Origin of the sequence: Pantoea sp. YR525 (assembly GCF_900116775.1) — a bacterium.
GTDB lineage: Bacteria > Pseudomonadota > Gammaproteobacteria > Enterobacterales > Enterobacteriaceae > Pantoea > Pantoea symbiotica.
Window position 1 is genome coordinate 76,732 of record NZ_FPBU01000013.1, and the last position, 24,239, is coordinate 100,970.

At 52.8% G+C, this 24,239-nt stretch carries 22 protein-coding genes and 5 tRNA genes; 25 read left to right on the forward strand and 2 right to left on the reverse strand.

From position 1 onward, the window contains the following. From ispD to BM323_RS22045, 9 genes are all read left to right on the forward strand, one after another. Positions 1-717 (forward strand): 2-C-methyl-D-erythritol 4-phosphate cytidylyltransferase, encoded by a 717-nt coding sequence (ispD, locus tag BM323_RS22005; RefSeq protein WP_008104542.1) that lies wholly within the window; start codon positions 1-3, stop codon positions 715-717. Then, complete coding sequence (gene ispF / locus BM323_RS22010; RefSeq protein ID WP_036648403.1) at positions 717-1,199, forward strand: 2-C-methyl-D-erythritol 2,4-cyclodiphosphate synthase; 483 nt, start codon at positions 717-719, stop codon at positions 1,197-1,199. Before ispD ends, ispF begins: the two co-directional genes overlap by 1 nt. Then, positions 1,196-2,239, forward strand: coding sequence for a tRNA pseudouridine(13) synthase TruD (gene truD / locus BM323_RS22015; protein WP_008104538.1), 1,044 nt, complete (start codon positions 1,196-1,198; stop codon positions 2,237-2,239). The genes ispF and truD overlap by 4 nt, the downstream gene beginning before the upstream one ends. Further along, on the forward strand, positions 2,220-2,981 hold the full coding sequence (gene surE, locus BM323_RS22020) for a 5'/3'-nucleotidase SurE (protein ID WP_008104535.1): 762 nt from the start codon (positions 2,220-2,222) through the stop codon (positions 2,979-2,981). Before truD ends, surE begins: the two co-directional genes overlap by 20 nt. Then, on the forward strand, positions 2,975-3,601 hold the full coding sequence (locus BM323_RS22025) for a protein-L-isoaspartate(D-aspartate) O-methyltransferase (RefSeq protein ID WP_008104533.1): 627 nt from the start codon (positions 2,975-2,977) through the stop codon (positions 3,599-3,601). Before surE ends, BM323_RS22025 begins: the two co-directional genes overlap by 7 nt. 172 nt (positions 3,602-3,773) lie before the next feature. After that, positions 3,774-4,889 (forward strand): murein hydrolase activator NlpD, encoded by a 1,116-nt coding sequence (nlpD, locus tag BM323_RS22030; RefSeq protein ID WP_008104532.1) that lies wholly within the window; start codon positions 3,774-3,776, stop codon positions 4,887-4,889. Between the two features lie 48 nt (positions 4,890-4,937). Beyond that, positions 4,938-5,936 (forward strand): RNA polymerase sigma factor RpoS, encoded by a 999-nt coding sequence (rpoS, locus tag BM323_RS22035; RefSeq protein WP_007893257.1) that lies wholly within the window; start codon positions 4,938-4,940, stop codon positions 5,934-5,936. A 375-nt stretch (positions 5,937-6,311) separates the two neighbouring features. Continuing rightward, on the forward strand, positions 6,312-7,619 hold the full coding sequence (locus BM323_RS22040) for an MFS transporter (protein ID WP_008104529.1): 1,308 nt from the start codon (positions 6,312-6,314) through the stop codon (positions 7,617-7,619). Between the two features lie 26 nt (positions 7,620-7,645). Then, on the forward strand, positions 7,646-8,392 hold the full coding sequence (locus BM323_RS22045; RefSeq protein ID WP_008104527.1) for a GolD/DthD family dehydrogenase: 747 nt from the start codon (positions 7,646-7,648) through the stop codon (positions 8,390-8,392). A gap of 107 nt (positions 8,393-8,499) precedes the next feature. On the opposite strand, the gene mutS is transcribed toward BM323_RS22045, so the two are convergent. Continuing rightward, positions 8,500-11,043, reverse strand: a complete 2,544-nt coding sequence (mutS, locus tag BM323_RS22050) for a DNA mismatch repair protein MutS (RefSeq protein WP_008104525.1) — start codon at positions 11,041-11,043, stop codon at positions 8,500-8,502. A 366-nt stretch (positions 11,044-11,409) separates the two neighbouring features. Here mutS and mltB point away from each other — a divergent pair, with 366 nt between their 5' ends. Together mltB and BM323_RS22060 are read left to right on the forward strand one after the other, a co-directional pair. Further along, positions 11,410-12,492, forward strand: coding sequence for a lytic murein transglycosylase B (mltB, locus tag BM323_RS22055; RefSeq protein ID WP_008104523.1), 1,083 nt, complete (start codon positions 11,410-11,412; stop codon positions 12,490-12,492). Between the two features lie 85 nt (positions 12,493-12,577). Further along, complete coding sequence (locus tag BM323_RS22060; protein WP_008104522.1) at positions 12,578-12,913, forward strand: zinc ribbon domain-containing protein YjdM; 336 nt, start codon at positions 12,578-12,580, stop codon at positions 12,911-12,913. A gap of 32 nt (positions 12,914-12,945) precedes the next feature. Here the strand turns inward: BM323_RS22060 and BM323_RS22065 are convergent, their stop codons facing one another. Next, a complete protein-coding gene (locus tag BM323_RS22065) occupies positions 12,946-13,833 on the reverse strand; it encodes a dihydrodipicolinate synthase family protein (protein WP_008104520.1) in 888 nt (295 codons plus the stop codon). Positions 13,834-13,999: 166 nt separating this feature from the next. Between BM323_RS22065 and tam the strand changes: the two genes are divergently transcribed. From tam to gshA, 14 genes are all read left to right on the forward strand, one after another. Continuing rightward, a complete protein-coding gene (gene tam / locus BM323_RS22070; protein WP_008104518.1) occupies positions 14,000-14,776 on the forward strand; it encodes a trans-aconitate 2-methyltransferase in 777 nt (258 codons plus the stop codon). Between the two features lie 102 nt (positions 14,777-14,878). Further along, entirely contained in the window at positions 14,879-15,373 is a 495-nt protein-coding gene (gene pncC / locus BM323_RS22075) for a nicotinamide-nucleotide amidase (protein WP_008104517.1), read from the forward strand. Between the two features lie 92 nt (positions 15,374-15,465). Then, a complete protein-coding gene (gene recA / locus BM323_RS22080) occupies positions 15,466-16,536 on the forward strand; it encodes a recombinase RecA (RefSeq protein ID WP_008104515.1) in 1,071 nt (356 codons plus the stop codon). A gap of 175 nt (positions 16,537-16,711) precedes the next feature. Further along, complete coding sequence (locus tag BM323_RS22085) at positions 16,712-17,167, forward strand: regulatory protein RecX (protein ID WP_008104512.1); 456 nt, start codon at positions 16,712-16,714, stop codon at positions 17,165-17,167. A 135-nt stretch (positions 17,168-17,302) separates the two neighbouring features. Further along, a complete protein-coding gene (gene alaS / locus BM323_RS22090; protein ID WP_008104511.1) occupies positions 17,303-19,930 on the forward strand; it encodes an alanine--tRNA ligase in 2,628 nt (875 codons plus the stop codon). A 249-nt stretch (positions 19,931-20,179) separates the two neighbouring features. Then, positions 20,180-20,365, forward strand: a complete 186-nt coding sequence (gene csrA / locus BM323_RS22095; protein ID WP_008104508.1) for a carbon storage regulator CsrA — start codon at positions 20,180-20,182, stop codon at positions 20,363-20,365. A 305-nt stretch (positions 20,366-20,670) separates the two neighbouring features. Then, positions 20,671-20,763 (forward strand) — tRNA-Ser (locus BM323_RS22100). A gap of 8 nt (positions 20,764-20,771) precedes the next feature. Further along, positions 20,772-20,848: transfer RNA gene (locus BM323_RS22105), tRNA-Arg, on the forward strand. Between the two features lie 85 nt (positions 20,849-20,933). Then, a tRNA-Arg gene (locus tag BM323_RS22110) sits at positions 20,934-21,010 on the forward strand. 55 nt (positions 21,011-21,065) lie between these two features. Next, positions 21,066-21,142 (forward strand) — tRNA-Arg (locus tag BM323_RS22115). Positions 21,143-21,186: 44 nt separating this feature from the next. Further along, a tRNA-Arg gene (locus tag BM323_RS22120) sits at positions 21,187-21,263 on the forward strand. A 241-nt stretch (positions 21,264-21,504) separates the two neighbouring features. Beyond that, on the forward strand, positions 21,505-22,071 hold the full coding sequence (gene yqaB, locus BM323_RS22125; protein WP_008108985.1) for a fructose-1-phosphate/6-phosphogluconate phosphatase: 567 nt from the start codon (positions 21,505-21,507) through the stop codon (positions 22,069-22,071). After that, on the forward strand, positions 22,068-22,496 hold the full coding sequence (locus BM323_RS22130; protein ID WP_008108987.1) for a YqaA family protein: 429 nt from the start codon (positions 22,068-22,070) through the stop codon (positions 22,494-22,496). Before yqaB ends, BM323_RS22130 begins: the two co-directional genes overlap by 4 nt. A gap of 31 nt (positions 22,497-22,527) precedes the next feature. Continuing rightward, entirely contained in the window at positions 22,528-24,132 is a 1,605-nt protein-coding gene (gshA, locus tag BM323_RS22135; protein ID WP_008108989.1) for a glutamate--cysteine ligase, read from the forward strand. Positions 24,133-24,239 lie beyond the last annotated feature (107 nt).

Below are 24,239 nucleotides of genomic sequence, written 5' to 3' on the forward strand. Positions count from 1 at the left end.
ATGAACAAGCGCCCGATCCTTGCGGATGTGATTGCCGTGGTGCCCGCCGCAGGTGTGGGCAGCCGTATGCAGGCTGCCTGCCCAAAACAGTATCTGACCATTGGTCAATTCACCCTTCTTGAACACAGCGTCGCACGTCTGCTGGCACATCCTGCGGTAAAACAGGTGATTGTGCCGGTCAGCAATGACGATGGCTGGTTCGACTCGCTGCCGCTGGCGCAGGATTCCCGCATTCTCAGAGTGACCGGTGGCGACACGCGCGCCGAATCGGTGCTGGCGGGTTTAAACGCTATTCAACACAGCGAATGGGTGCTGGTGCATGACGCCGCGCGTCCTTGCCTGCATCCGGACGATTTAGCGCGCCTGTTAGCGGTACGTGAATACAGCAAGGTTGGCGGGATTCTGGCCGCGCCGGTGCGCGACACCATGAAGCGCGCCGAACCCGGAAAAACCGCCATTGCTCGCACCGTTGAACGCGAGGATTTATGGCACGCGTTAACGCCGCAATTTTTCCCGCATCAACTACTCACTGCTTGCCTGACGCGTGCACTCCATGAAGGCGCTACCATTACCGATGAAGCGTCGGCGCTGGAGTATTGCGGTTATCACCCGGTGTTGGTGAGCGGACGTAGCGACAATATTAAGGTGACGCGGCCAGAAGATCTGGCGCTGGCGGCCTTCTATCTTACCCAGATTCAGTTACAGGAGAGCGCATGATGCGTATCGGTCACGGTTTTGACGTTCACGCTTTTGGCGGCGAAGGTCCGTTAGTGATTGGCGGGGTGCGTATTCCCTTCGAACACGGTTTTATTGCCCATTCTGATGGTGACGTGGCGCTGCATGCATTGACAGACGCTTTGCTCGGCGCGGTAGCGATGGGCGATATCGGCAAATTATTTCCGGATACCGATCCGGCGTTTAAAGGCGCTGACAGCCGCGGTTTGCTGCGTGAAGCCTGGCGTCGTATTCAGCTGAAAGGCTATCGCATCGGTAACGTCGATGTGACCATCATTGCGCAGGCACCGAAAATGTTGCCGCATGTGCCGCAGATGCGCGTCAATATCGCCGAAGATCTCGGATGCCATATGGACGACGTTAACGTCAAAGCCACCACCACCGAAAAACTGGGCTTTACCGGTCGTGGCGAAGGCATTGCCTGTGAAGCGGTCGCGCTGCTGATAAAGGCCGATCAGGTATGAGTGAGTTGCATTACCTGCACGGCGTGCCCACTGCCACCGGCGTTATCAAAGCCAATCCCGAAGATTTTGTGGTGATTGAAGATCTCGGCTATCCCTACGATGGCGAAGGCGAGCAGCTGTTGGTGCGCATCCGTAAAATTGGCTGCAATACGCGCTTTGTCGCCGAAGCCATTGCCAAGTTTCTCGGCGTGCCGGTGCGCGATCTCAGCTATGCCGGCATGAAAGATCGTCATGCGGTCACCGAGCAAACGCTCTGTTTCCGCGTGCCCGGCAATGGCATGCCGAATCTGGCGGGTTTCCAGCTGGAAGGCGTTGAAATCCTGCAGGTGATTCGTCACAAACGTAAACTGCGTACCGGCGCGCTGGCGGGCAATGCGTTCCGCTTAGTGGTGCGTCAGATTTCCGATCGCCATGAAGTCGACGCACGCTTGCAGCAGATTCAACAGCGCGGCGTGCCGAACTACTTTGGTGAGCAGCGCTTTGGTCGCGGCGGCAACAACCTGACGCAGGCGAAACAGTGGGCGAAAGAGACATTCCGTCCGCGCGATCGCAATATGAAAGGTTTGCTGTTGTCAGCGACCCGCAGTCATCTGTTTAATCAGGTGACCAGCGCGCGTTTGCAGCGTGATGGCGCTCTGAATGTGGTGCAGGTAGGCGATGCGGTGCAGCTGGCCGGACGCGGCAGCTGGTTTGTGGCGCAGGCGGAAGAGTTGCCTGACGTGCAGCAGCGCGTTGATAATCATCAACTACGCATCACTGCGCCGCTGCCGGGTCGCGGCGATCCGGGTCCACAAGGCGATGCGCTGCTTTTTGAGCAGCAGAGCCTGGCAGGCGCAGAAGAATTGATTACACTGCTTGAGCGCGAGCGCGTTGATGCCGCACGCCGTGCAATGCTGGTGGTGCCAAAGGATCTGCGCTGGGAATGGTGGGATGATGTGACGCTGGAGATGCAGTTCTGGCTGCCCGCCGGCAGTTTTGCCACCAGCGTGGTGCGTGAGCTTCTCCAACAAGAAGGTAACGATGCGGATATTGCTGAGTAACGATGATGGAATTCATGCGCCGGGTATTCAGACGCTGGCGCGTGCTTTACGTGAGTTTGCCGAGGTGCAGGTTGTAGCGCCCGATCGCAATCGTAGCGGCGCATCAAATTCGTTAACGCTGGAAACGCCGCTGCGTACTTTTACGCACGAAAACGGTGATATTGCGGTGCAGATGGGCACGCCGACTGACTGTGTGTTCCTCGGCGTTAACAAGCTGATGCAGCCACGTCCCGACATCGTGGTGTCCGGCATCAATGCCGGTCCAAATCTTGGCGACGATGTGATTTACTCCGGTACCGTCGCTGCGGCGATGGAAGGGCGCCATCTGGGCTTGCCTGCGCTTGCCGTTTCGCTCAACGGACATCAGCATTACGACACCGCCGCATCCATCACCTGTACGCTGTTGCGCGCGCTGTCGCGTGCTCCGCTGCGTACTGGCCGCATTCTCAATATCAATGTGCCTGATTTGCCGTTAGCGGAGATCAAAGGTTTCCGCGTTACCCGCTGCGGCAGCCGTCATCCCGCCGATCAGGTTATCTGCACCGAAGATCCGCGCGGCCAGCCGCTCTACTGGATTGGCCCGCCGGGGCAAAAGCTGGATGCAGGCCCGGATACCGATTTCGCTGCGGTGGATGCGGGCTATGTTTCGCTGACCGCGCTGCATGTGGACTTGACCGCGCATGCAGCACAAGGCGTATTAAGTGACTGGCTGATCCAGGCTGAGGTGAAACTCGCATGGTAAATCGCCGCATCGAAACGCTTTTGGAGCAACTGCGCGCGCAGGGCATTCATGATGAACACCTGCTGAAAGCCATTGCTGATGTGCCGCGCGAGCGTTTTATCGATGAGGCGTTTGAACATAAAGCCTGGGAAAACGTCGCGCTGCCAATTGGCAACGGCCAGACCATCTCTCAGCCTTACATGGTAGCGCGCATGACCGCCTTGTTAGAGCTGACGCCGGAATCGCGCGTGCTGGAAATCGGCACCGGTTCTGGCTATCAGACCGCTATTCTGGCGCATCTGGTTAATCATGTTTATTCCGTTGAACGCATCAAAGGCTTGCAGTGGCAGGCGAAGCGCCGCCTCAAGCAACTCGATCTGCACAATATTTCTACCCGACATGGCGATGGCTGGCAGGGCTGGGCGACGCGTGGCCCGTTTGATGCCATTATCGTGACCGCCGCACCACCTGAAATTCCGACTTTGCTGATAGCGCAATTAGGTGACGGCGGCAAAATGGTGCTACCGGTTGGCGAGGATCAGCAGGTGTTGAAGCGTTTGCGTCGTCAGGGCGATGAGTTGATTGAAGAAATCATCGAGCCCGTGCGCTTTGTGCCGTTGGTTCAGGGCGATCTGGCCTAAGCCACCCTTACGCAATTCTTCACAACTGTTACATGGCACGGCACAGTTGATATTGTTACTATCCTTGTTTATCAATGCTAAAAACCGTTTTTAACGTTACGCGCAGTGGATAATGCGGTTAACGCCGTTACACATTTATATTCAGGGTTGCCATCACGGGGGATCAGTTAGCATGGGAAGCACAGCATTTCAATTACGCCGTTTGGCGGCACTTTCTTTGGTAGGTTTTTGGCTGGCGGGCTGTAGTTCTGGTGATAATACACAGGCACCTATTAGCCAGATTGGTGGTAACAGCGGTGATAGCGGTATGGCTTCAGCCCCAAGTGGCGGCATGATCTCTTCGCAAAACAGCACTGTGCCAGCGATGCCGCATGGCGGAATGTTAAGCGGCGGCACACCATCGACACAACCGTCAGGTGGAATGGTAAGTGACAATAATAATGTGGCCACAGAAAATGGTCGCATTGTGTACAATCGCAATTATGGGAATATTCCTAAAGGTAGCTATGGCGGCGAAACCTATACCGTAAAACGTGGCGATACCTTGTTCTATATTGCCTGGATTACCGGCAACGATTTCCGCGATTTGGCACAGCGCAACAACATCGCAGCCCCGTATGGCTTGAATGCCGGGCAAACGCTGCAGGTGGGCAACGGCAACGGCCAAACCATCACCGGTGGAAACGCTATCACCGTAGCTGATGCAACTCAGGGCGGCGTGCCAGTTACCCCGAGCCAGACGCAAATTAAATCCACCCCTGTTGCACAGCAACCTGTTATTACGTATTCTGATGATTCGGGTAATTCGTCGGGTAGCAAATTGCTGCCGTCGAAAGGAGCAAATAATGTGGCAACGACCACAGCTCCGGTTGTCGCACCACCTACAGTCAGCAGCACGACTAACAGCACAACTCCAGTGGGAAGCTGGCGTTGGCCGACTGATGGGAAGATCATCGATAACTTCTCCGCTGCGGAAGGCGGAAACAAAGGGATCGATATCGCCGGTTCGCGTGGACAACCTGTTGTCGCCACAGCTTCGGGAAGAGTGGTGTACGCAGGCAACGCGCTCCGTGGGTACGGTAATTTAATCATCATCAAACACAATGATGACTACCTGAGCGCCTACGCCCACAACGACTCTATGCTGGTCCGGGAACAACAGGAAGTTAAGGCGGGGCAAAAAATCGCTACCATGGGTAGCACCGGTACCAGTTCAGTACGATTGCACTTTGAAATTCGTTACAAGGGGAAATCCGTAAACCCGTTGCGTTATTTACCGCAGCGATAATCCGGCAGAACCTTGGTTCTGCCCTTGGATCACGGGTAGGAGCCGCTAATGAACCAGAATACGCTGAAAGTTAACGATTTACATGAAGATGCGGAATTCGAGGAAAACAACGGAGCTGAGGTTTTTGATGAGAAGGCTCTCGTTGAGAACGAACCTGGTGATAACAACGACGTAGCGGAAGAAGAGCTGTTGTCACAGGGTGCGACGCAACGCGTTTTGGATGCGACGCAGCTTTACCTCGGCGAGATTGGTTATTCACCGCTGCTGACGGCAGAAGAAGAAGTCTTCTTTGCGCGCCGTGCACTGCGGGGTGACATTCCTTCTCGTCGCCGCATGATTGAAAGTAACTTACGCTTGGTAGTAAAGATTGCCCGTCGTTACAGCAATCGTGGTCTGGCGCTGCTGGATCTGATTGAAGAGGGTAATCTCGGCTTGATTCGCGCCGTAGAGAAGTTTGACCCAGAACGTGGGTTCCGTTTCTCAACTTACGCCACGTGGTGGATTCGTCAGACAATTGAACGGGCGATCATGAATCAAACCCGTACCATCCGTCTGCCCATCCACATCGTTAAAGAGTTAAATGTTTACCTGCGTACCGCGCGTGAACTTTCGCACAAGCTCGATCATGAGCCAAGTGCCGAAGAGATTGCCGAGCAGCTAGACAAGCCTGTTGATGACGTGAGCCGTATGCTGCGTCTCAATGAGCGCATTACCTCGGTCGATACACCTTTGGGTGGCGATTCCGAAAAAGCGCTGCTGGATATCCTGGCCGATGAGAAAGACAACGGTCCGGAAGACACCACGCAAGACGATGATATGAAACAGAGCATCGTCAAGTGGTTGTTTGAACTGAATGCCAAGCAGCGTGAAGTGCTGGCACGTCGTTTCGGCCTGTTAGGCTATGAAGCGGCAACGCTGGAAGATGTAGGCCGTGAAATCGGGTTGACCCGTGAACGCGTACGTCAGATTCAGGTGGAAGGACTGCGTCGTCTGCGTGAGATTCTGCAGACACAAGGTTTGAACATCGAAGCACTGTTTCGCGAATAACAGAATACGTGGGTAACACAAGAAGCGGTGGTGAAAACCATCGCTTTTTTATTGGATAAAAATAAATACACTGATTCTGTTATCTCATTATGAAAAATTTTAACGCCATCACGTAATCCCTTTCCTACGTAATATAAAGATAAACGTAAATTAAACGCAGTAGATGTTAATTAAACATCTAATAAATGCGATTTTTATCTTGCTCTCATTTAATAAATTGTAATGCTGCGCACGACTTTCTTTGCGATATTGCCATTATTCCTTTATTTGTGTCACTCCCATAAAAGTTTTTAGCTCGATGCTATGCCATTTTCTTGCTCGCTGTATCACCAGGATATTCAGGTAATGAATAATTAAAAGGGAGTGAGAAGAACAATGAGTGTGCAAAGCAGCAGTACAAAGTCACAATACTCCAGAGTGGTTTTCGGGATGCCAATATCTCTGCTATGGGGATATATTGCGATGGCCATCTTCATGACCGGTGATGGGATTGAACTGGCTCATCTTTCCCGATATCTCTACGATCTTGGCTATGGAGAAAAACAAGTCTCATTAGTTTTCACCGTTTATGCATTAACTGCTGCGGTCTCAAGTTGGCTTTCTGGTGCGGTCAGTGAAATTTATGGTCCTAAGAAAATTATGCTCACCGGCGCTATTTGGTGGATGGTGCTACATGCCGTATTTGTTTACTTCGGTGTGAGTGAAAATAACTTTATCTGGATGTTGGTCAGTTATACGCTGCGTGGCTTCGCTTATCCGCTGTTCTTTTATGGTTTCTACGTATTAGTGGTGCAGCGCACGCCTGAGCATCGGCTTGCCTCTGCTACCGGCTGGATATGGTCGATGTTTACCATTGGTTATGGCATCACGGCGTCCTTCCTTTCCGGCCTTCTGGTACCTGAAATTGGCTTCATTAATACGCTTTGGCTTTCACTGCTGTTTGCTGCGATGGGCGGCTTGATTATATTCCTCACGGTTAAAAATCAGAGTGAAGAGAATCTAAATAGTGAAGGCGTTAGCCGCAAAGAGAAATTACGTGAAATATCACGTGGAATAACCTTAGTCTTTGAAGATCGCAGTATGTTCTTTGCACTGATAACGCGCATCTTATGTAATGTGGCATTATTTGGTTTGCCGGTTTTTATGCCGATTTATTTTACCCGTGAATTAGGTTTTTCTACTAAAGAGTGGGCGACTATTTGGGGCGTATTTTTCCTCGTGCAACCGATAACCAATGTACTTTGGGGCATTATTGGTGATCGCATTGGCTGGATTTTTCAAATGCGCTGGTTTGGTTTCTTCGGATGCACGATTACCACTGCCGCTTTCTATTATTTACCCTCGCTTTTCCCTGGTAATCTGGCTTTGGCCATCGTCTGCGCGCTGTTATTAGCTTTAACACTCACATCCTTTGTGCCGATGGGGGCGATATTCCCGATGCTGGCGCCGCAACATAAAGGTGCGGCTGTCTCGGTACAAAATCTGGGCGGCGGTTTCGGCAATCTTATTGGCCCGGCGGTTGCCGCACTGATGTTCGGTCTGTCATTTGAAATAGAGCACGTGATTATTACTTTCTCTCTGCTCTATTTTGCCGGCGGCGTCATGACATTCTTTATTCGTAATCCCCAACCAAAGATAGAGCGTAACACGCCATTGAAGATAACCGCTACCGAACCCGAATAACTACCTTCAATTTAAAGGACAACAACATGACAACACTCTTTTCACTGAAAAATAAAGTCGCCATTGTCACCGGCGCCGCATCGGGAATTGGTTACGCTATTGCTCGCTGCTTAAGTGCTGCCGGCGCGCAAGTTGCGATGATTGATCGCGCAGAAGAGGTCAAATCGGTTGCCAGCAAGATGGACAAACCTGCGCGAGGTTACGTTTTCGATCTGGCTAACGTCGAGGCGCTTGGCGAGTTGGTAGAGCAAATTCACCAGGATTTTGGCCGTATCGATATTCTGGTCAATAACGCCGGTATTGGCATGCTGGAAGCCGTGGGTGAAGTGCAACTCGCCAGTTGGAATACAACGATGTTGATTAACATGACCACGCCATTCTTCCTCGCTCAGCATTGTGCCCGCTATATGAAGGAACAAGGTTTTGGCCGCTTGATTAATATCTCCTCACAGGCCAGCGTCATCGCGCTCAATGAGCACGCGGCATACTGCACCAGCAAATCAGGCATGGTTTCTTTTACGCGTGTGCTGGCAGCAGAATTGGGGCCGTTTGGTATTACCGCCAATGCCATTTCACCCACGGTGGTTGAGACGGAATTAGGTAAGCGTTACTGGCATGGGGAGCGAGCCGAGCAGATGAAATCAAAAATCCCTGCACGACGTTTTGCCACGCCTGACGAAGTTGCTAGCACGGTGCTGTATCTCAGCAGCAATGAAGCGGCCATGGTCAATGGTGAGAATTTAGTGATCGATGGGGGATATAGCGTGATTTAAAGCGGGGCGAGTTGATTGGGATGAGCCTGCTGATATTGCTTAACACCAGGGAATTGTAATACAGAAAAATCGCCCGCCCAGAATTTGAAGTATGGGCGGGCGATTGACTACACCAGCGTTTTCAAGCGATAGATCCACTCCAGCGCTTGTTTGGGCGTTAAGCTATCTGGGTCCAGAGCCTCGAGAGCATCAACCGCCGGTGAGCTTTCTGCCACCAGCAACTGCATTTGCGAACCTTCCACCGTGGATGCGGCAGAGCTGCCAGATAACGCTTCAAGTTCCTTCAATTTATTACGCGCGCGCTTAATCACGTCCTTCGGCACGCCCGCCAGTGCCGCCACCGCGAGACCATAGCTCTTGCTTGCAGCGCCATCCTGCACGCTGTGCATAAATGCGATGGTGTCTCCGTGTTCGACCGCATCCAAATGCACATTCACGACGCCTTCCATCTTTTCCGGCAGCGTGGTCAGCTCGAAATAGTGGGTGGCGAACAGCGTCATGGCTTTAATGCGATTCGCCAGACTTTCAGCGCAGGCCCATGCCAGCGACAAACCATCATAAGTTGAGGTGCCGCGTCCGATTTCATCCATCAGTACCAGACTGTTTTCGGTGGCGTTATGCAGGATGTTGGCGGTTTCCGTCATCTCCACCATAAAGGTTGAGCGTCCGGAAGCCAGATCATCAGCAGCACCGACGCGCGTGAAGATGCGATCAATTGGGCCAATGACCGTCTCTTCCGCTGGCACATAGCTGCCAATCCACGCCATCAATGCAATCAACGCTGTCTGACGCATATAGGTACTTTTACCGCCCATATTGGGGCCAGTGATAATCAGCATGCGCCGCTGCGGTGAAAGTGAAAGCGGGTTAGCGATAAACGGCTCTTTCAATACCTGTTCGACCACCGGATGGCGGCCCGCAGTAATACGGATGCCCGCTTTTTCTTGCAGCACAGGACGGCAATAGTTCAGCGTCCAGGCGCGTTCGGCCAGGTTCGCTAACACGTCCAGTTCAGAGAGTGCTGCCGCACTGATTTGCAGGGCTTCAAGATGCGGTAGCAGGCGGTCAAACAGCTCATCGTAAAGACCTTTCTCCAGTGCCAGCGCTTTGCCTTTCGAGGTCAGAACCTTATCTTCATACTCTTTCAGTTCAGGAATGATATAGCGTTCAGCATTCTTCAGCGTCTGGCGGCGAACATAGTGAATCGGCACAAGATGGCTTTGACCACGACTGACCTGAATGTAGTAGCCGTGAATCGCGTTAAAGCCAACTTTCAGCGTATCCAGCCCGAGTTTCTCGCGTTCACGGATTTCCAGACGATCAAGATAATCGGTGGCGCCATCAGCCAGCGCACGCCATTCGTCGAGTTCAGCGTTGTATCCGGGAGCGATCACGCCACCGTCACGTACCAGCACCGGTGGCGACTCAATGATCGCGTGTTCCAGCAACTCTCGCAGCTCGTTGAATTCGCCCATTTGCGATCGCAGATTGATTAATTGGGTAGCTTCAACGCCTTCCAGTTGCTGGTTCAACTCTGGCAACTGCTGGAAGGCATGGCGCATACGTGCCAAATCGCGTGGGCGCGCGGTGCGCAGTGCCAGTCGCGCCAGGATACGCTCAAGATCGCCCACCTGACGCAGTACCGGCTGCAGCTCCTGACTGAGCGATTGCAGTTCGGCAATAGACTCCTGACGACGCGCGATGGTTGTGACATCACGCAGCGGCATGTGAAGCCAGCGTTTCAGCATACGGCTGCCCATAGGCGTAACGGTTTTATCCAGTATCGCCGCCAGCGTGTTTTCAATGCCGCCAGCCAGATTCTGCGTAATTTCCAGGTTGCGGCGCGTAGCAGCATCCATGATCACGCTATCCTGCTGGCGCTCCATGCTCAGCGAGCGAATATGCGGCAGCGAAGTACGTTGCGTGTCTTTGACATATTGCAGCAGGCATCCTGCAGCGCGCAGCGCCAGATGCGCCTGCTCAACGCCAAAACCACTTAAGTCGCGGGTGCCAAATTGCAGATTAAGCTGCTGGCGCGCCGTATCGATTTCATATTCCCACAGCGGACGGCGACGCAGGCCACGGCGTTGATCGATCAACGTCATTGCCTGGAAATCTTCAGGATAGAGCAGTTCAGCCGGGTTGGTGCGCTGCAGTTCTGCTGCCATCGTCTCCAGATCGCCGGGTTCACTCAGGCGGAAGCGGCCAGAACTGATGTCCAGCGTTGCATATCCAAAACCACGTTGGCTCTGAAAGATAGCGGCGAGCAAGTTATCCTGGCGCTCTTGCAGCAGGGCTTCATCGCTGATGGTGCCGGGTGTAACGATACGCACCACTTTTCGCTCAACCGGGCCTTTACTCAAGGCTGGATCGCCAATCTGTTCACAGATCGCCACCGATTCGCCGAGCTGGACCAGTTTCGCCAGATAGCCTTCAACTGCATGGTAAGGCACGCCCGCCATCGGAATCGGTTCACCGGCAGAAGCACCGCGTTTAGTCAGGGAGATCTCCAGCAGTTGCGAGGCGCGTTTCGCGTCATCGTAAAACAGCTCGTAGAAGTCGCCCATGCGGTAAAACAGCAGGATGTCAGGATGATCGGCCTTCAGGCGCAGGTATTGCTGCATCATCGGCGTATGGCCACTAAAGTCCATTTGCTCTGCTCCTTTCATCTCATTCTCACTCAACGTTCATTCTTTTAATTACCTGAGGCTGGGTCAATGCAGCCCGGAAGTGTCGTTATCGTGTGGATGGATAACGAAAGCGGGATATTACCATTTTTGCCACCGGACCTTCATCCGCCAGCAGGGCTTTATGGCTGCCGAACATAACAAATTGCTGCAAACGGTAAAAAGCAAAATTTAATGAAAAAGGTAAAGTGTGGAGCCGTTTCGCAAATTCACGTTGTAACCGGCTGAAACTGGCGAGAAACGGTTAAATTTTAAGATATTGCTCTGTATGTCACTCCGATGAACGATTACCATGAGTGCTTACGGTTTCACCTGGCTTATGGATATCCAATGCGTTTTAAGGTTGCTCTTCTTCCGCTTATTACTCTGCTTGCTGCCTGCAGCAGTAAGCCTGCATCCCACCAGCAGCCCGCCGTTGTGCCTGTACCTAAAGGCGGTTTTTTGCTGGAACCTTCACACGCGGTTCAACCGATGTTTGGCGATTTTGCGGGTAACCCTGCCGCTGAACAGTTCATTGATCAAATGGTGGCCAAACACGGTTTTAACCGTGAACAGTTGCACGCGGTGATTGGCCAGGCGAAGCGTCTGGATTACGTACTTCGCCTGATGGACCAGCAAGCGCCGAGCTATACGCCGCCAACCGGACCGAACGGTGCATGGATTCGCTATCGCAATAAGTTCATTACGCCGGATAACGTGCAGAATGGCGTGGCATTCTGGAATCAGTATCAGGATGCGCTGCAACGTGCGCAGCAAGTTTACGGTGTGCCGCCGGAAATCATTGTTGGCATTATCGGCGTTGAAACGCGCTGGGGCAGGGTAATGGGCAAAACGCGCTTGTTGGATGCACTGGCAACCTTGTCATTTAGCTACCCGCGTCGTGCAGCTTACTTCAGCGGTGAGCTGGAGACCTTCCTGCTGATGGCGCGTACAGAGCAAGACGATCCGCTGGATCTGCGCGGCTCCTTTGCCGGTGCGATGGGTTATGGACAGTTCATGCCATCCTCATATAAGCAATATGCGGTCGATTTTAATGGCGATGGTCATATCAACCTTTGGGATCCGGTTGATGCAATTGGCAGCGTAGCCAACTACTTCAAAGAACACGGCTGGCGTGCGGGCGAAAACGTTGCAGTGCCAGCCAGCGGTCAGGCTCCAGCGTTGGAGAATGGCTTTAAAACCAAGTACCCGGTAAGCACCTTAGCCGCGAGTGGTTTAACGCCACAGGGATCGCTGGATGGTAACTCTCAGGTAAGCTTGCTGCGTTTGGATCTCGGCACCAGTTATCAATATTGGTACGGACTGCCCAACTTCTACGCCATTACGCGCTACAACCACAGCACCCACTATGCAATGGCGGTGTGGCAGTTGGGTGAAGCCGTGGCTAAAGCACGTCAGGGCGGCATGTTTTAATGCTGTCCATATAAAGTGTGAGGGTATAAGATGGCGCCCCTTTTGCGGTGCCATCTTCACCGCATCCGACTTCTGAGGAGCGCTTATGAGTACCTTACCTGCCTGTCCTGTATGCCAGGCCGATTACACCTGGCAAGATGGCGAGAACCTGAATTGCCCATCTTGCGGCCACATCTGGACGGGAAGCGCCGATGAAGCAGCTGACGGTTTAATGGTACGTGATGCCAACGGCAACCTGCTAGCGGATGGCGACAGCGTAACTGTCGTGAAAGATCTCAAGGTTAAAGGCAGCTCTTCCACGTTGAAAATTGGTACCAAAGTCAAAAGCATTCGCCTGGTCGAAGGCGATCACAACATTGATTGCAAGATTGATGGCTTTGGTCAGATGAAACTCAAATCTGAGTTCGTCAAAAAGAACTAATCACAGGACGGCTCGGCGCCGTCCTGCTTGTTTCAATTCAGCAAACGATCCACTTCCTCGCACTGTTCCGCTGTTAGCTCGCCACCATAATTGCGCGAGTAGCTGCGCATTGAATCAAATCGGCGTGCAACGGCCGTTTTTATGGTGGTAACAAAATCATCGCCAATGGTGTAAATCGCCATCAGTTTACCAATGCGTTGCTGAATCTCACTGAGCTGCGCTAAATCGCCCGCTCGCCAGGCCTGCATCGCACGAGCAAATAGCTCCGGCACAATATTGTTTAAGCCGGAAATCACACCTGAACCGCCAGCCAGCAGATTGGGCAGTAGATATTCGTCATAACCGGAAAGCACGGTGAAATCGCTGCGCACTTTCTTCGTTTCTTCAATCATCGCGCGGTTGTGCGACAAACAATCCATGGTGTCTTTGATGCCAACAAAGTTGGGTAACTCTGCCGCCAGTTCTGCGACCAGTGCAGGCGTTAAATCGCAGCCGGTACGCGCGGGGAAATTATAGGCAAACCATTTGCCGCCCAACTGTGTATCAAGCGCTTTGAAATAGCTCAGCAGCTGTTTATGTGTCTGCCCGTAATAGTAGGGAGGCAGCACCATCACAGCATCAAATCCGTTCTGCCAGGCCGCATCCGCCAGCTGCAGCATATCCGCAATACAGGTGCTGGAGACGTTTGCCACCATGCTCAGTGGTGAGAGTTGGCGCGCCTCGCGGATCAGTAACAGGCGCTCCTGCTGCGAGAGCGAGGCAAACTCGCCAATGCTGCCCATCAACAGCAAGGTATCAATGCCTGATTGATTCAGGCGCGAAAAATGGCGGCTAAGCGCATCAATATCCAGATTATTGTTGCTGTCGAAGGGCGTTACTGACGGACACCATACGCCGGGCAATGCGGGTTGTGCAGACATAACAAGCTCCTTAGTTGGAAAATGAAACATCGTTTTAACTTAATGCTATCTGCGTAGGCTAACCAGCTAGCGAGGATAAAAAGGTGAGATATCGCACTTTTCTCTTTCTATTAAGGCGAGAAAAGCAGGTAGTGTTTAGCCCCTCAGCCAAGACAGGAGCATTGCCATGCAAGACTGGAATCCACAGCTGTATCGCCAATTCGAATCAGAGCGAACCCGCCCGGCGCGTGAGCTATTGGAGCGCATTCCGCTCGATGATGTGCGCTTTGCCACTGATCTTGGTTGCGGACCCGGCAACAGTACCGAGCTACTGGCGCAAGCCTGGCCGAAGGCGCAGATAACCGGCATTGACAGCTCTGCCGCAATGTTAGAGCAGGCGCGCGAACGTCTGCCCAACTGCCATTTCCAGCAGGCCGATATTCGTCGCTGGCAGGCCGAACAGCCGCAGCAGGTTATCTATGCCAATGCCTCGCTGCAGTGGCTGACCGAGCATCACACATTGCTGCCGCATCTGGTTGATCAATTGGCCATCGGTGGCGCGTTAGCGATTCAGATGCCCGATAATCTTGAAGAACCGTCGCACCGCTTGATGCGTGAAGTGGCGGCGAATGAAAAGTGGCAGGCGTTGATTTCACCTCAGGCGGCGGATCGCAAACGTCTGCTGACTACCGATCATTATTACGACTTGTTGACCGATGCGGGTTGCAAGGTTGATATCTGGCGCACCACTTATTATCACCCGATGGCAGATGCGCAGGGCATCATTACCTGGTTGCGTGCCACTGGGCTGCGTCCTTTCCTTGCGGGGCTTGATGAAACCCAGCAGGCAGCATTTCTCCATGACTATCATCAGGCACTCATTCCGGCTTACCCCGCACGCAGTAACGGCCAGGTTTTGTTAGCCTTCCCGCGCCTGTTTATGGTTGCAGTGAAAACAGGCTGAGGTATCTGTAAGCCACTACGCAGAAATGATGGCTGAAGGTTGAAAAGGGCTTTTCAGCGCACCATTTACTGCTAACGTGAAGCGCCACAACGGGAGAAGGCGATGAACGATGAACAGTTACAGCAGCTAAGTCGCCGCATTGGCGAGCAGCTGAAGAAACGTCAGGCAACGGTGACCGCAGCGGAATCCTGCACCGGTGGCTGGATTGCGAAAGTCTTTACCGATATCAGCGGCAGCTCCGCCTGGTTTGAGCGCGGCTTCGTCACATACAGCAATGAAGCTAAGCAGCAGATGGTGGGCGTACAGGACACAACGCTACAGCAGTATGGCGCCGTAAGTGAACAGACGGTGCGTGAGATGGCGACCGGTGCAGCTAAAGCTGCGGCGGCGGAATACGCCATCGCCGTAAGCGGTATTGCCGGTCCAGATGGTGGCACGCCCGATAAACCGGTGGGCACCGTGTGGTTTGCAATTGCGGGACCAGAGGGGCGCGTACTAGCGCAGCGCCAGATCTTTGCTGGCGACCGTGATGCGGTGCGCCGTCAATCAGTGGTCTGGGCGCTGCAAACGCTGCTTGATGAATTTCTGATAAATTAAACTTGATACTGTATGACCATACAGTATAATTAGCGGCAACAGAACGAGCGACATACTTGATGTCGACTCACCCAGCATGATTAGGAGTGGAAATGGCGATCGACGAGAACAAACAGAAGGCTTTAGCTGCCGCACTGGGCCAGATTGAGAAGCAATTTGGTAAAGGCTCCATCATGCGCTTGGGTGAAGACCGCTCAATGGATGTCGAAACCATCTCTACCGGCTCACTGTCACTGGACATCGCGCTGGGCGCGGGTGGCTTGCCGATGGGACGTATCGTTGAGATTTACGGACCGGAGTCTTCGGGTAAAACCACGCTGACGCTGCAGGTTATTGCTTCTGCACAGCGTAAAGGTAAAACCTGTGCCTTTATCGATGCTGAGCACGCACTGGATCCGGTATACGCAAAAAAACTGGGCGTGGATATCGATAACCTGCTGTGTTCACAGCCGGATACCGGTGAGCAAGCACTGGAAATTTGTGATGCGCTGGCGCGTTCAGGCGCGGTGGACGTCATCATCGTCGACTCCGTGGCGGCGCTGACGCCGAAAGCGGAAATCGAAGGCGAGATCGGCGATTCACACATGGGTCTGGCCGCTCGTATGATGAGCCAGGCAATGCGTAAGCTGGCAGGTAACCTGAAGCAGTCCAACACGCTGCTGATCTTCATCAACCAGATTCGTATGAAGATTGGTGTGATGTTCGGTAACCCGGAAACCACAACCGGCGGTAACGCGCTGAAATTCTACGCTTCTGTTCGTCTGGATATCCGCCGTATCGGTGCGATTAAAGAGGGCGACGAAGTGGTGGGTAGCGAAACCCGCGTGAAAGTCGTGAAGAACAAAATTGCGGCACCGTTTAAGCAGGCTGAATTCCAAATCATGTACGGCGAAGGTATCAACACCTTTGGCGAGCTGGTGGATCTTGGCGTGAAGCACAAGCTGGTTGAGAAAGCCGGTGCGTGGTACAGCTACAACGGTGAGAAGATTGGTCAGGGTAAAGCTAACTCCACCAACTTCCTTAAAGAGAACCCGGCGATTGCGAATGAAATCGACAAGAAGCTGCGTGACTTGCTGCTAAGTGGTGAAGTCGCCGCTGCAGACACCGCGAAAATCTCCGCTGATGATCGCGAAGAAGCCAGCGAAACCAACGAAGATTTCTAAAATATTAACGGGAGCAGAGATGCTCCCGTTTTGCTTTTCCCCGCCAGTGCTTTTCCTCTCTGCCTTCTTGCTTTACCCTGCGTCCCTGCACGACTGTTAGAACAAGGTAAATCCTATGTCATCGTCACTATCTGCGGCACCTGTGCCAACATATTCCCGTTTGCTGGACCGTGCTATGCGTATCCTCTCGCAGCGCGATCACAGCCGCGCAGAGCTGAAGCGTAAGTTGCAGCTCTCTTCCCAACGCGCGGCCTACCTGCAGCAGCAGGAAAACACGCTGATTCCCGACGAGTTACTGGAAAAAGTGCTCGACTGGTGTCAGGAGAGCGGTTGGCTCAACGATGAGCGCTTTACCGAACGCTTTATTCAAAGCCGTGCGCGTAAGGGATATGGTCCGCAGCGCGTGCGTATGGAGTTGCAGCAAAAAGGCATTGGCCGCGATGAAATCAATCAGGCGCTGTTCGATACCGAAATGGACTGGAGCCAGTGCGCAGCCGACCTTGCCAAACGCAAATTTGGCGAACCCTTACCGCAAACCTGGGCCGAGAAAAGCAAGGTTCAGCGTTTTTTGATGTCGAAAGGCTTTATGATGGAAGATATTCAGGCTGTTTTCAGAAATAGTGACGACTGAAAGGCGATGTGATTTTACTTCCCACTGAAGAAAATTTATCTTATTCCCACTTTTTGTTCCTCAGTCAGCGGCAGGCCGGATGGATAGGGTTTGCCAGCGAAAGGGAACGTTCGTTAGCGTGATTCCAGGAATTTTATGAGCAAGAGCACTGCTGAGATCCGTCAAGCGTTTCTCGACTTTTTTCATAGCAAGGGACATCAGGTTGTAGCCAGCAGCTCCCTCGTACCGAACAACGACCCGACTTTGCTGTTTACCAATGCCGGGATGGTCCAGTTCAAAGACGTTTTCCTCGGTCAGGATAAGCGCGACTATGCGCGTGCAACGACGTCTCAGCGTTGTGTGCGTGCCGGCGGCAAGCATAACGACCTCGAAAACGTGGGCTACACGGCACGTCACCACACCTTCTTTGAAATGTTGGGCAACTTCAGCTTTGGTGATTACTTCAAGAAAGAAGCGATCGCTTATGCATGGGAACTGCTGACGGGTGAGCAGTGGTTTAAGCTGCCTAAAGAGCGCCTGTGGGTGACCGTCTATGAAACAGACGATGAAGCCTTCGAAATCTGGGCTAACGATATTGGTGTGCCGCGCGAGCGCATTATCCGTATCGGTGACAACAAAGGCAGCGCTTATGCTTCAGATAACTTCTGGCAGATGGGCGACACTGGTCCTTGCGGTCCATGCACCGAAATTTTCTTCGATCACGGCGATCATATCTGGGGTGGCCCGCCGGGCAGCCCGGAAGAAGATGGCGATCGTTACATCGAGATCTGGAACATCGTCTTCATGCAGTTCAACCGTCAGGCCGACGGAACCATGGAGCCGCTGCCGAAACCGTCAGTGGATACCGGCATGGGTCTGGAGCGAATTGCTGCCGTGCTGCAGCACGTTAACTCCAACTATGAAATCGATCTGTTTGCCAAATTGATCAAGTCTGTTGCGCAGGTAACTGGCGCAACCGATCTGGATAACAAGTCGCTGCGCGTTATCGCTGACCATATTCGTTCTTGTGCCTTCCTTATCGCCGATGGCGTAATCCCATCGAACGAAAACCGCGGCTATGTATTGCGTCGCATCATTCGTCGCGCAGTGCGTCACGGCAATATGCTGGGTGCGAAAGAGGCATTCTTCTACAAGCTGGTTGCGCCACTGATCGAGGTGATGGGTGCCGCAGGTGAAGATCTGAAGCGTCAGCAGAAGCATGTTGAAAACGCGCTGAAGAACGAAGAAGAGCAGTTTGCTAAAACGCTGGAGCGTGGACTTGCGCTGCTGGATGAAGAACTGGCGAAGCTGCAGGGCGATACGCTTGATGGCGAAACGGTGTTCCGTCTGTACGATACCTTTGGTTTCCCGGCGGATTTGACTGCTGATGTATGCCGCGAGCGCAATCTGAAGATTGATGAAGCCGGTTTTGAAGCCGCGATGGAGCAGCAACGTCAGCGTGCGCGTGAGGCCAGTGGTTTTGGTGCCGACTATAACAATGTCATTCGCATTGATGCCGCAACCGACTTCAAAGGCTATGACCATCTGGAACTGAATGCGACAGTCGAAGCACTGTTCGTCGACGGTCAGCAAGTCGAGCAGATCAACGCAGGTCAGGACGCGGTGGTCGTGCTTGACGAAACGCCGTTCTACGGCGAGTCAGGTGGACAGGTTGGCGATACTGGCGTGCTGGCTGGGCAGAATGCTGAATTTAGCGTTCAGGACACGCAGAAGTATGGTAAAGCGATTGGTCATATCGGTAAGCTGAGCAGCGGTCAGTTACGCGTTGGTGACCGTTTGCATGCCCAGGTTGATGAAACCCGCCGCGCGCGCATCCGCTTGAATCACTCCGCCACGCACTTGCTGCATGCCGCACTGCGTCAGGTGTTGGGTGATCACGTAGGACAGAAAGGCTCGCTGGTTAATGATAAGTATCTGCGTTTCGACTTCTCTCATTTTGAAGCCATGAAGCCGCAGGAAATCCGTCAGGTTGAGGATATTGTTAACGCACAGATTCGCCGCAACCTTGCCGTTGAGACCGAAATCATGGATCTCGATGACGCAAAACAGAAGGGCGCAATGGCGCTGTTTGGTGAGAAGTACGATCAGCGCGTACGCGTGTTGACCATGGGCGATTTCTCTACCGAACTCTGTGGTGGTATCCACGCGCTGCGTACCGGTGATATTGGCCTGTTCCGCATTCAGTCTGAATCGGGTACTGCTGCAGGTGTACGCCGCATTGAAGCCGTAACCGGCGAAGGTGCGTTGGCACAAGTAAATGCGCAGAGCCAACAGCTACTGGATGTGGCGCAATTGGTGAAAGCCAATAGCAGTAATTTGAATGAGAAGGTGCGCGGACTGGTTGATCACGTGCGTGCGCTGGAAAAAGAGTTGCAACAACTGCGCGATCAGCAAGCTGCGCAGGAAAGCGCTTCATTGAGTAGCAAAGCGGTTGACGTTAAAGGCACGAAGTTGCTGGTCAGTGAACTGAGCAACGTTGAGCCAAAAATGTTGCGTACCATGGTTGACGATCTGAAAAATCAATTAACGTCTGCCATCATCGTGCTGGCAACGGTTGATGATGGCAAAGTTTCACTGATTGCAGGTGTGACCAAAGATCTTACTGACCGCGTAAAAGCTGGCGAGCTGATTGGCGAACTTGCCTCTCAAGTTGGCGGTAAAGGCGGTGGTCGCCCAGATATGGCTCAGGCCGGCGGTACAAATCCGCAGGCGCTGGCTGGCGCGCTAGCTGGCGTGCAGGAATGGGTCAGTAACCGACTGTAACGTATAAAACTTCGCATTGTGATAAGCGCCAGAAGCCCGTTTTCTGGCGCTTTTTTAACGCGGTGCACACCAGGTAATGACAAAGTCCGGTTGATGTAGTGTATTTCGGCTAAACTAACTATCAGCAGAATGTATTGGCATGGCGAAGCACAATGGTGTATTTGTCATAGGCATTGTTCAGCGTTATATGATGGATACGGCCGGGAGACCGAACAAGCCCGACTCTTTTAATCTTTCAAGGAGCAAAGAATGCTTATTCTAACTCGTCGAGTTGGTGAAACCCTCATGATTGGCGATGAGGTGACTGTAACGGTGCTGGGTGTTAAAGGTAACCAGGTCCGCATTGGTGTTAACGCGCCTAAAGAAGTTTCGGTTCATCGCGAAGAGATCTATCAGCGTATTCAAGCCGAAAAAACTCAAGCCTCGAGTTACTAACGGATTCAGCGCCTCGCTCCTGAGCGAGGCGCTACCGGTTTTTCCCCTCCAGTCCCGCACATCTCCCGTTTTTCTTTCTCAATCCCTCCAGTCTTTTAATCCTCATTTGTGTTCTCCAGTAGCCTTTCTTTGTTGATAAATCACTCTTTTTGTCGTTAAAGCATCCGAATTGAGCGTCATTTGTGCAATCAAACAAAAGGCTGGAAATAAATGTTTGACTTATAAGTCCGGGAAAGTAATATGTGCGCCACGCAGTGCCGATGAGCAGAAACAAGTTCAGAAGCACGGTTCGGAAGAACGCGTAAGGTGAGGTGGCCGAGAGGCTGAAGGCGCTCCCCTGCTAAGGGAGTATGCGGTCAAAAGCTGCATCCGGGGTTCGAATCCCCGCCTCACCGCCATTTCCGATGCATCCATAGCTCAGCTGGATAGAGTACTCGGCTACGAACCGAGCGGTCGGAGGTTCGAATCCTCCTGGATGCACCATTCGGAATGGTGAAGTAAGAGTGAACGAGCAGTTCCTTTCATGGTGAGTTGTTAGCACCCTGCGTTGTACAAGAATTAACTCGATGCATCCATAGCTCAGCTGGATAGAGTACTCGGCTACGAACCGAGCGGTCGGAGGTTCGAATCCTCCTGGATGCACCATTCTTCGTATCATCCTCAGGTTGTTTCAGTTAGTCCATTGTAAGAAAACCTCAATGCATCCATAGCTCAGCTGGATAGAGTACTCGGCTACGAACCGAGCGGTCGGAGGTTCGAATCCTCCTGGATGCACCATTCCTCTTCAAACTTCTCAAAATTGACTTCAGCAGTAACTCGATGCATCCATAGCTCAGCTGGATAGAGTACTCGGCTACGAACCGAGCGGTCGGAGGTTCGAATCCTCCTGGATGCACCATCTCTTCTTCATTACCTTTCTGTTTTTGACTCTCAGTTTCTGAATCCTGCGCCAATCAAATCCACTTGCAAAAAAATTGCTGAATAAACCGGCGTTTAACCCCGGTATTGCACTCTGACCTTTTTCCGAAAACGAAAAAAACTAATGCTTTCAAAGCATTTGCGGTTAAGCGCGCCTGGCGACAACCTGACCGCATTACGCTAAAGTAATGGCTCATTTTGTGGTGCTCGATGGAGTGACAATGTACGACCAATATGACGCCCTGATTTTCGATATGGACGGCACAATTCTGGATACTGAGCCGACACATCGAAAAGCCTGGCAACAGGTGCTTGGCCGCTATGGTTTCACCATGGATGAAGAAAAAATGGTGGGCTTCAACGGCGCTCCAACCTGGCAACTGGCTCAGTTCATTCTTGAGCAGAACAATGCAACGCACGATCCACATCTGCTGGCGGCGGAAAAAACCGCTGCGCTGAAAGCGATGTTGCTGGATGACGTGCGTCCGCTGCCGTTGATGGACGTGGTCAAAGCCTATCATGGTCGCCGTCCGATGGCGGTGGGCACCGGCAGTGAACACAGCCTGGCAAAAGCCCTGCTCGAAGAGTTAGGCGTTTACCACCTGTTTGATGCGGTTGTCGGAGCGGATGACGTACAGCGTCATAAACCGCAGCCGGATACCTTTTTACGCTGCGCTGAATTGATGGGCATCGCGCCCGAGCGCTGTGTGGTGTTTGAGGATGCTGACTTCGGCGTACAAGCCGCCAAAGCAGCAGGCATGGACGTGGTTGATGTCCGTTTACTGTGAATGAATTTCTGACCTATGGATCGTTATTCGGCAGCAGCTTCCTAAGTGCGACTCTGTTACCGGGGAGCTCGGAAGCGGTGCTGGTTGCACTGCTGATCGCCCAAAAGGGTTCGGTTTATGGATTGTTATTGGCTGCATCAGTGGGAAACACGCTGGGTGGCCTGACCAACATTCTTCTTGGTCGCCTGATGCCGCCAAAAGGGCAAGGGCGATGGCACGACACAGCAATGACGTGGTTACACCGATTGGGACCTGCAGCACTGATTTTCAGCTGGCTGCCGGTACTGGGCGACTTACTCTGCGTGCTCGCAGGATGGTTGCGCTTTGCCTGGCTGCCTTCGGTACTGTTCCTCGCCATCGGTAAAACGCTGCGTTATATCGTTATCGCGACCGCCACATTACAAACAATGCAATGGTGGCATTGATTCGCACAGATTCGAGGCTACGGTTAACATTATGCTGAACAAAAATAAATTATTCACACAGCGGGAGGTTAATGTGATCCCGGACGTATCTAAGGCACTTTCCTGGCTGGAAGCGCATCCTGACGCGTTAAAGGGTATCGGCCGTGGTATTGAGCGCGAATCGTTACGCGTAAAACCCGATGGTCACCTGGCAACCACAGGACATCCTGAGTCACTCGGTTCGGCGCTCAAGCATGATTGGATTACCACCGATTTCGCTGAAACGCTGATGGAGTTCATCACACCGGTTGATCAAAGCATCGATCGTTCACTGGCGTTCCTGCGCGATATTCACCGCCATGTGGCGCGTGAGTTGGGCGATGAGCGCTTGTGGCCTTTCAGCATGCCTGGTTTCATTGATGATGTTAATAGCATCGAGCTGGCGCAGTATGGCAGCTCCAACATCGGCAAAATGAAAACGCTGTATCGTCAGGGGCTGAAGAATCGCTATAGCGCGCTGATGCAGATTATCTCTGGCGTGCACTACAACTTCTCGCTGCCGCTGTCGTTCTGGCAGGAGTGGGCGGATGTGAAAGATGCCGAAAGCGGCAAAGAGACCATCTCTGCCGGCTATCTGCGTTTGATTCGCAACTACTATCGCTTTGGCTGGGTCATTCCTTATCTGTTCGGTGCATCGCCAGCGATCTGCTCCTCGTTCCTGCAAGGGCGCGAGAGCAATCTGCCGTTTGAAACTGACGGCAAAGGCACGCTGTGGCTGCCTCACGCCACCTCGCTGCGCCTGAGTGACCTCGGTTACACCAATAAATCGCAGAGCGGGTTGGGTATCACCTTTAACTCGCTGGAAGGTTATGTTGCGGCACTGAAAGCGGCGATCAAAACGCCGTCGGAAGAGTATGCCGCCATGGGCACCAAAGATGCCGATGGCAACTGGTTGCAGCTGAACACTAACGTGCTGCAGATTGAAAACGAGCTGTATGCACCGATTCGTCCGAAACGCGTTACGCGTTCAGGTGAAGCGCCATCTGATGCGCTGCTGCGCGGCGGGATTGAATACATTGAAGTGCGTTCGCTGGATATCAACCCATTCTCAGCGATTGGTGTAGATGCCGATCAGGCGCGCTTCCTCGATCTGTTCCTGATTTGGTGTACGCTGGCTGACGCGCCGGAAATGAGCGCGGATGAGCTGCTGTGTACGCGTAAAAACTGGAACCGCGTGGTGATGGAAGGGCGTAAACCCGGCCAGGTTATTGCTGTGGGTTGCAGCGAAACCGAACATACGCTGGTTGAAGTGGGTAAAGCGCTGTTTGCCGATCTGCGTCGCGTGGCGGAAGTGCTCGACAGCAATCACGGCAACACGCAATATCAACAGGTTTGCGATCAACTGGTGGCATCTTTCGACGATCCTGAGCTAACCTATTCGGCGCGCATTCTGCATGCGATCAAAGAAAACGGTTTGACCGGCGCTGGCGTGGCCCTGGCGGAACAGTATCGTCATCTGCTATGCGAGGAGTCGTTAGAGATTCTGACTGAAGAGGACTTTAGTCGTCAGGCGTTGGAGTCGGTGCAGGCACAAGAGAAGCTGGAACAGAGCGATACGCTGGATTTCGAAAGCTACCTCGCGGGTCGCGAAGGCTAGAAAAGAAAATGGCCACATCAATGTGGCCAAAATAAACATCTCTGTTGTCAGGGATGATGATAACAAATGCGCGTCTTTCATATATTCAGACGCTGGACGAACAGAAA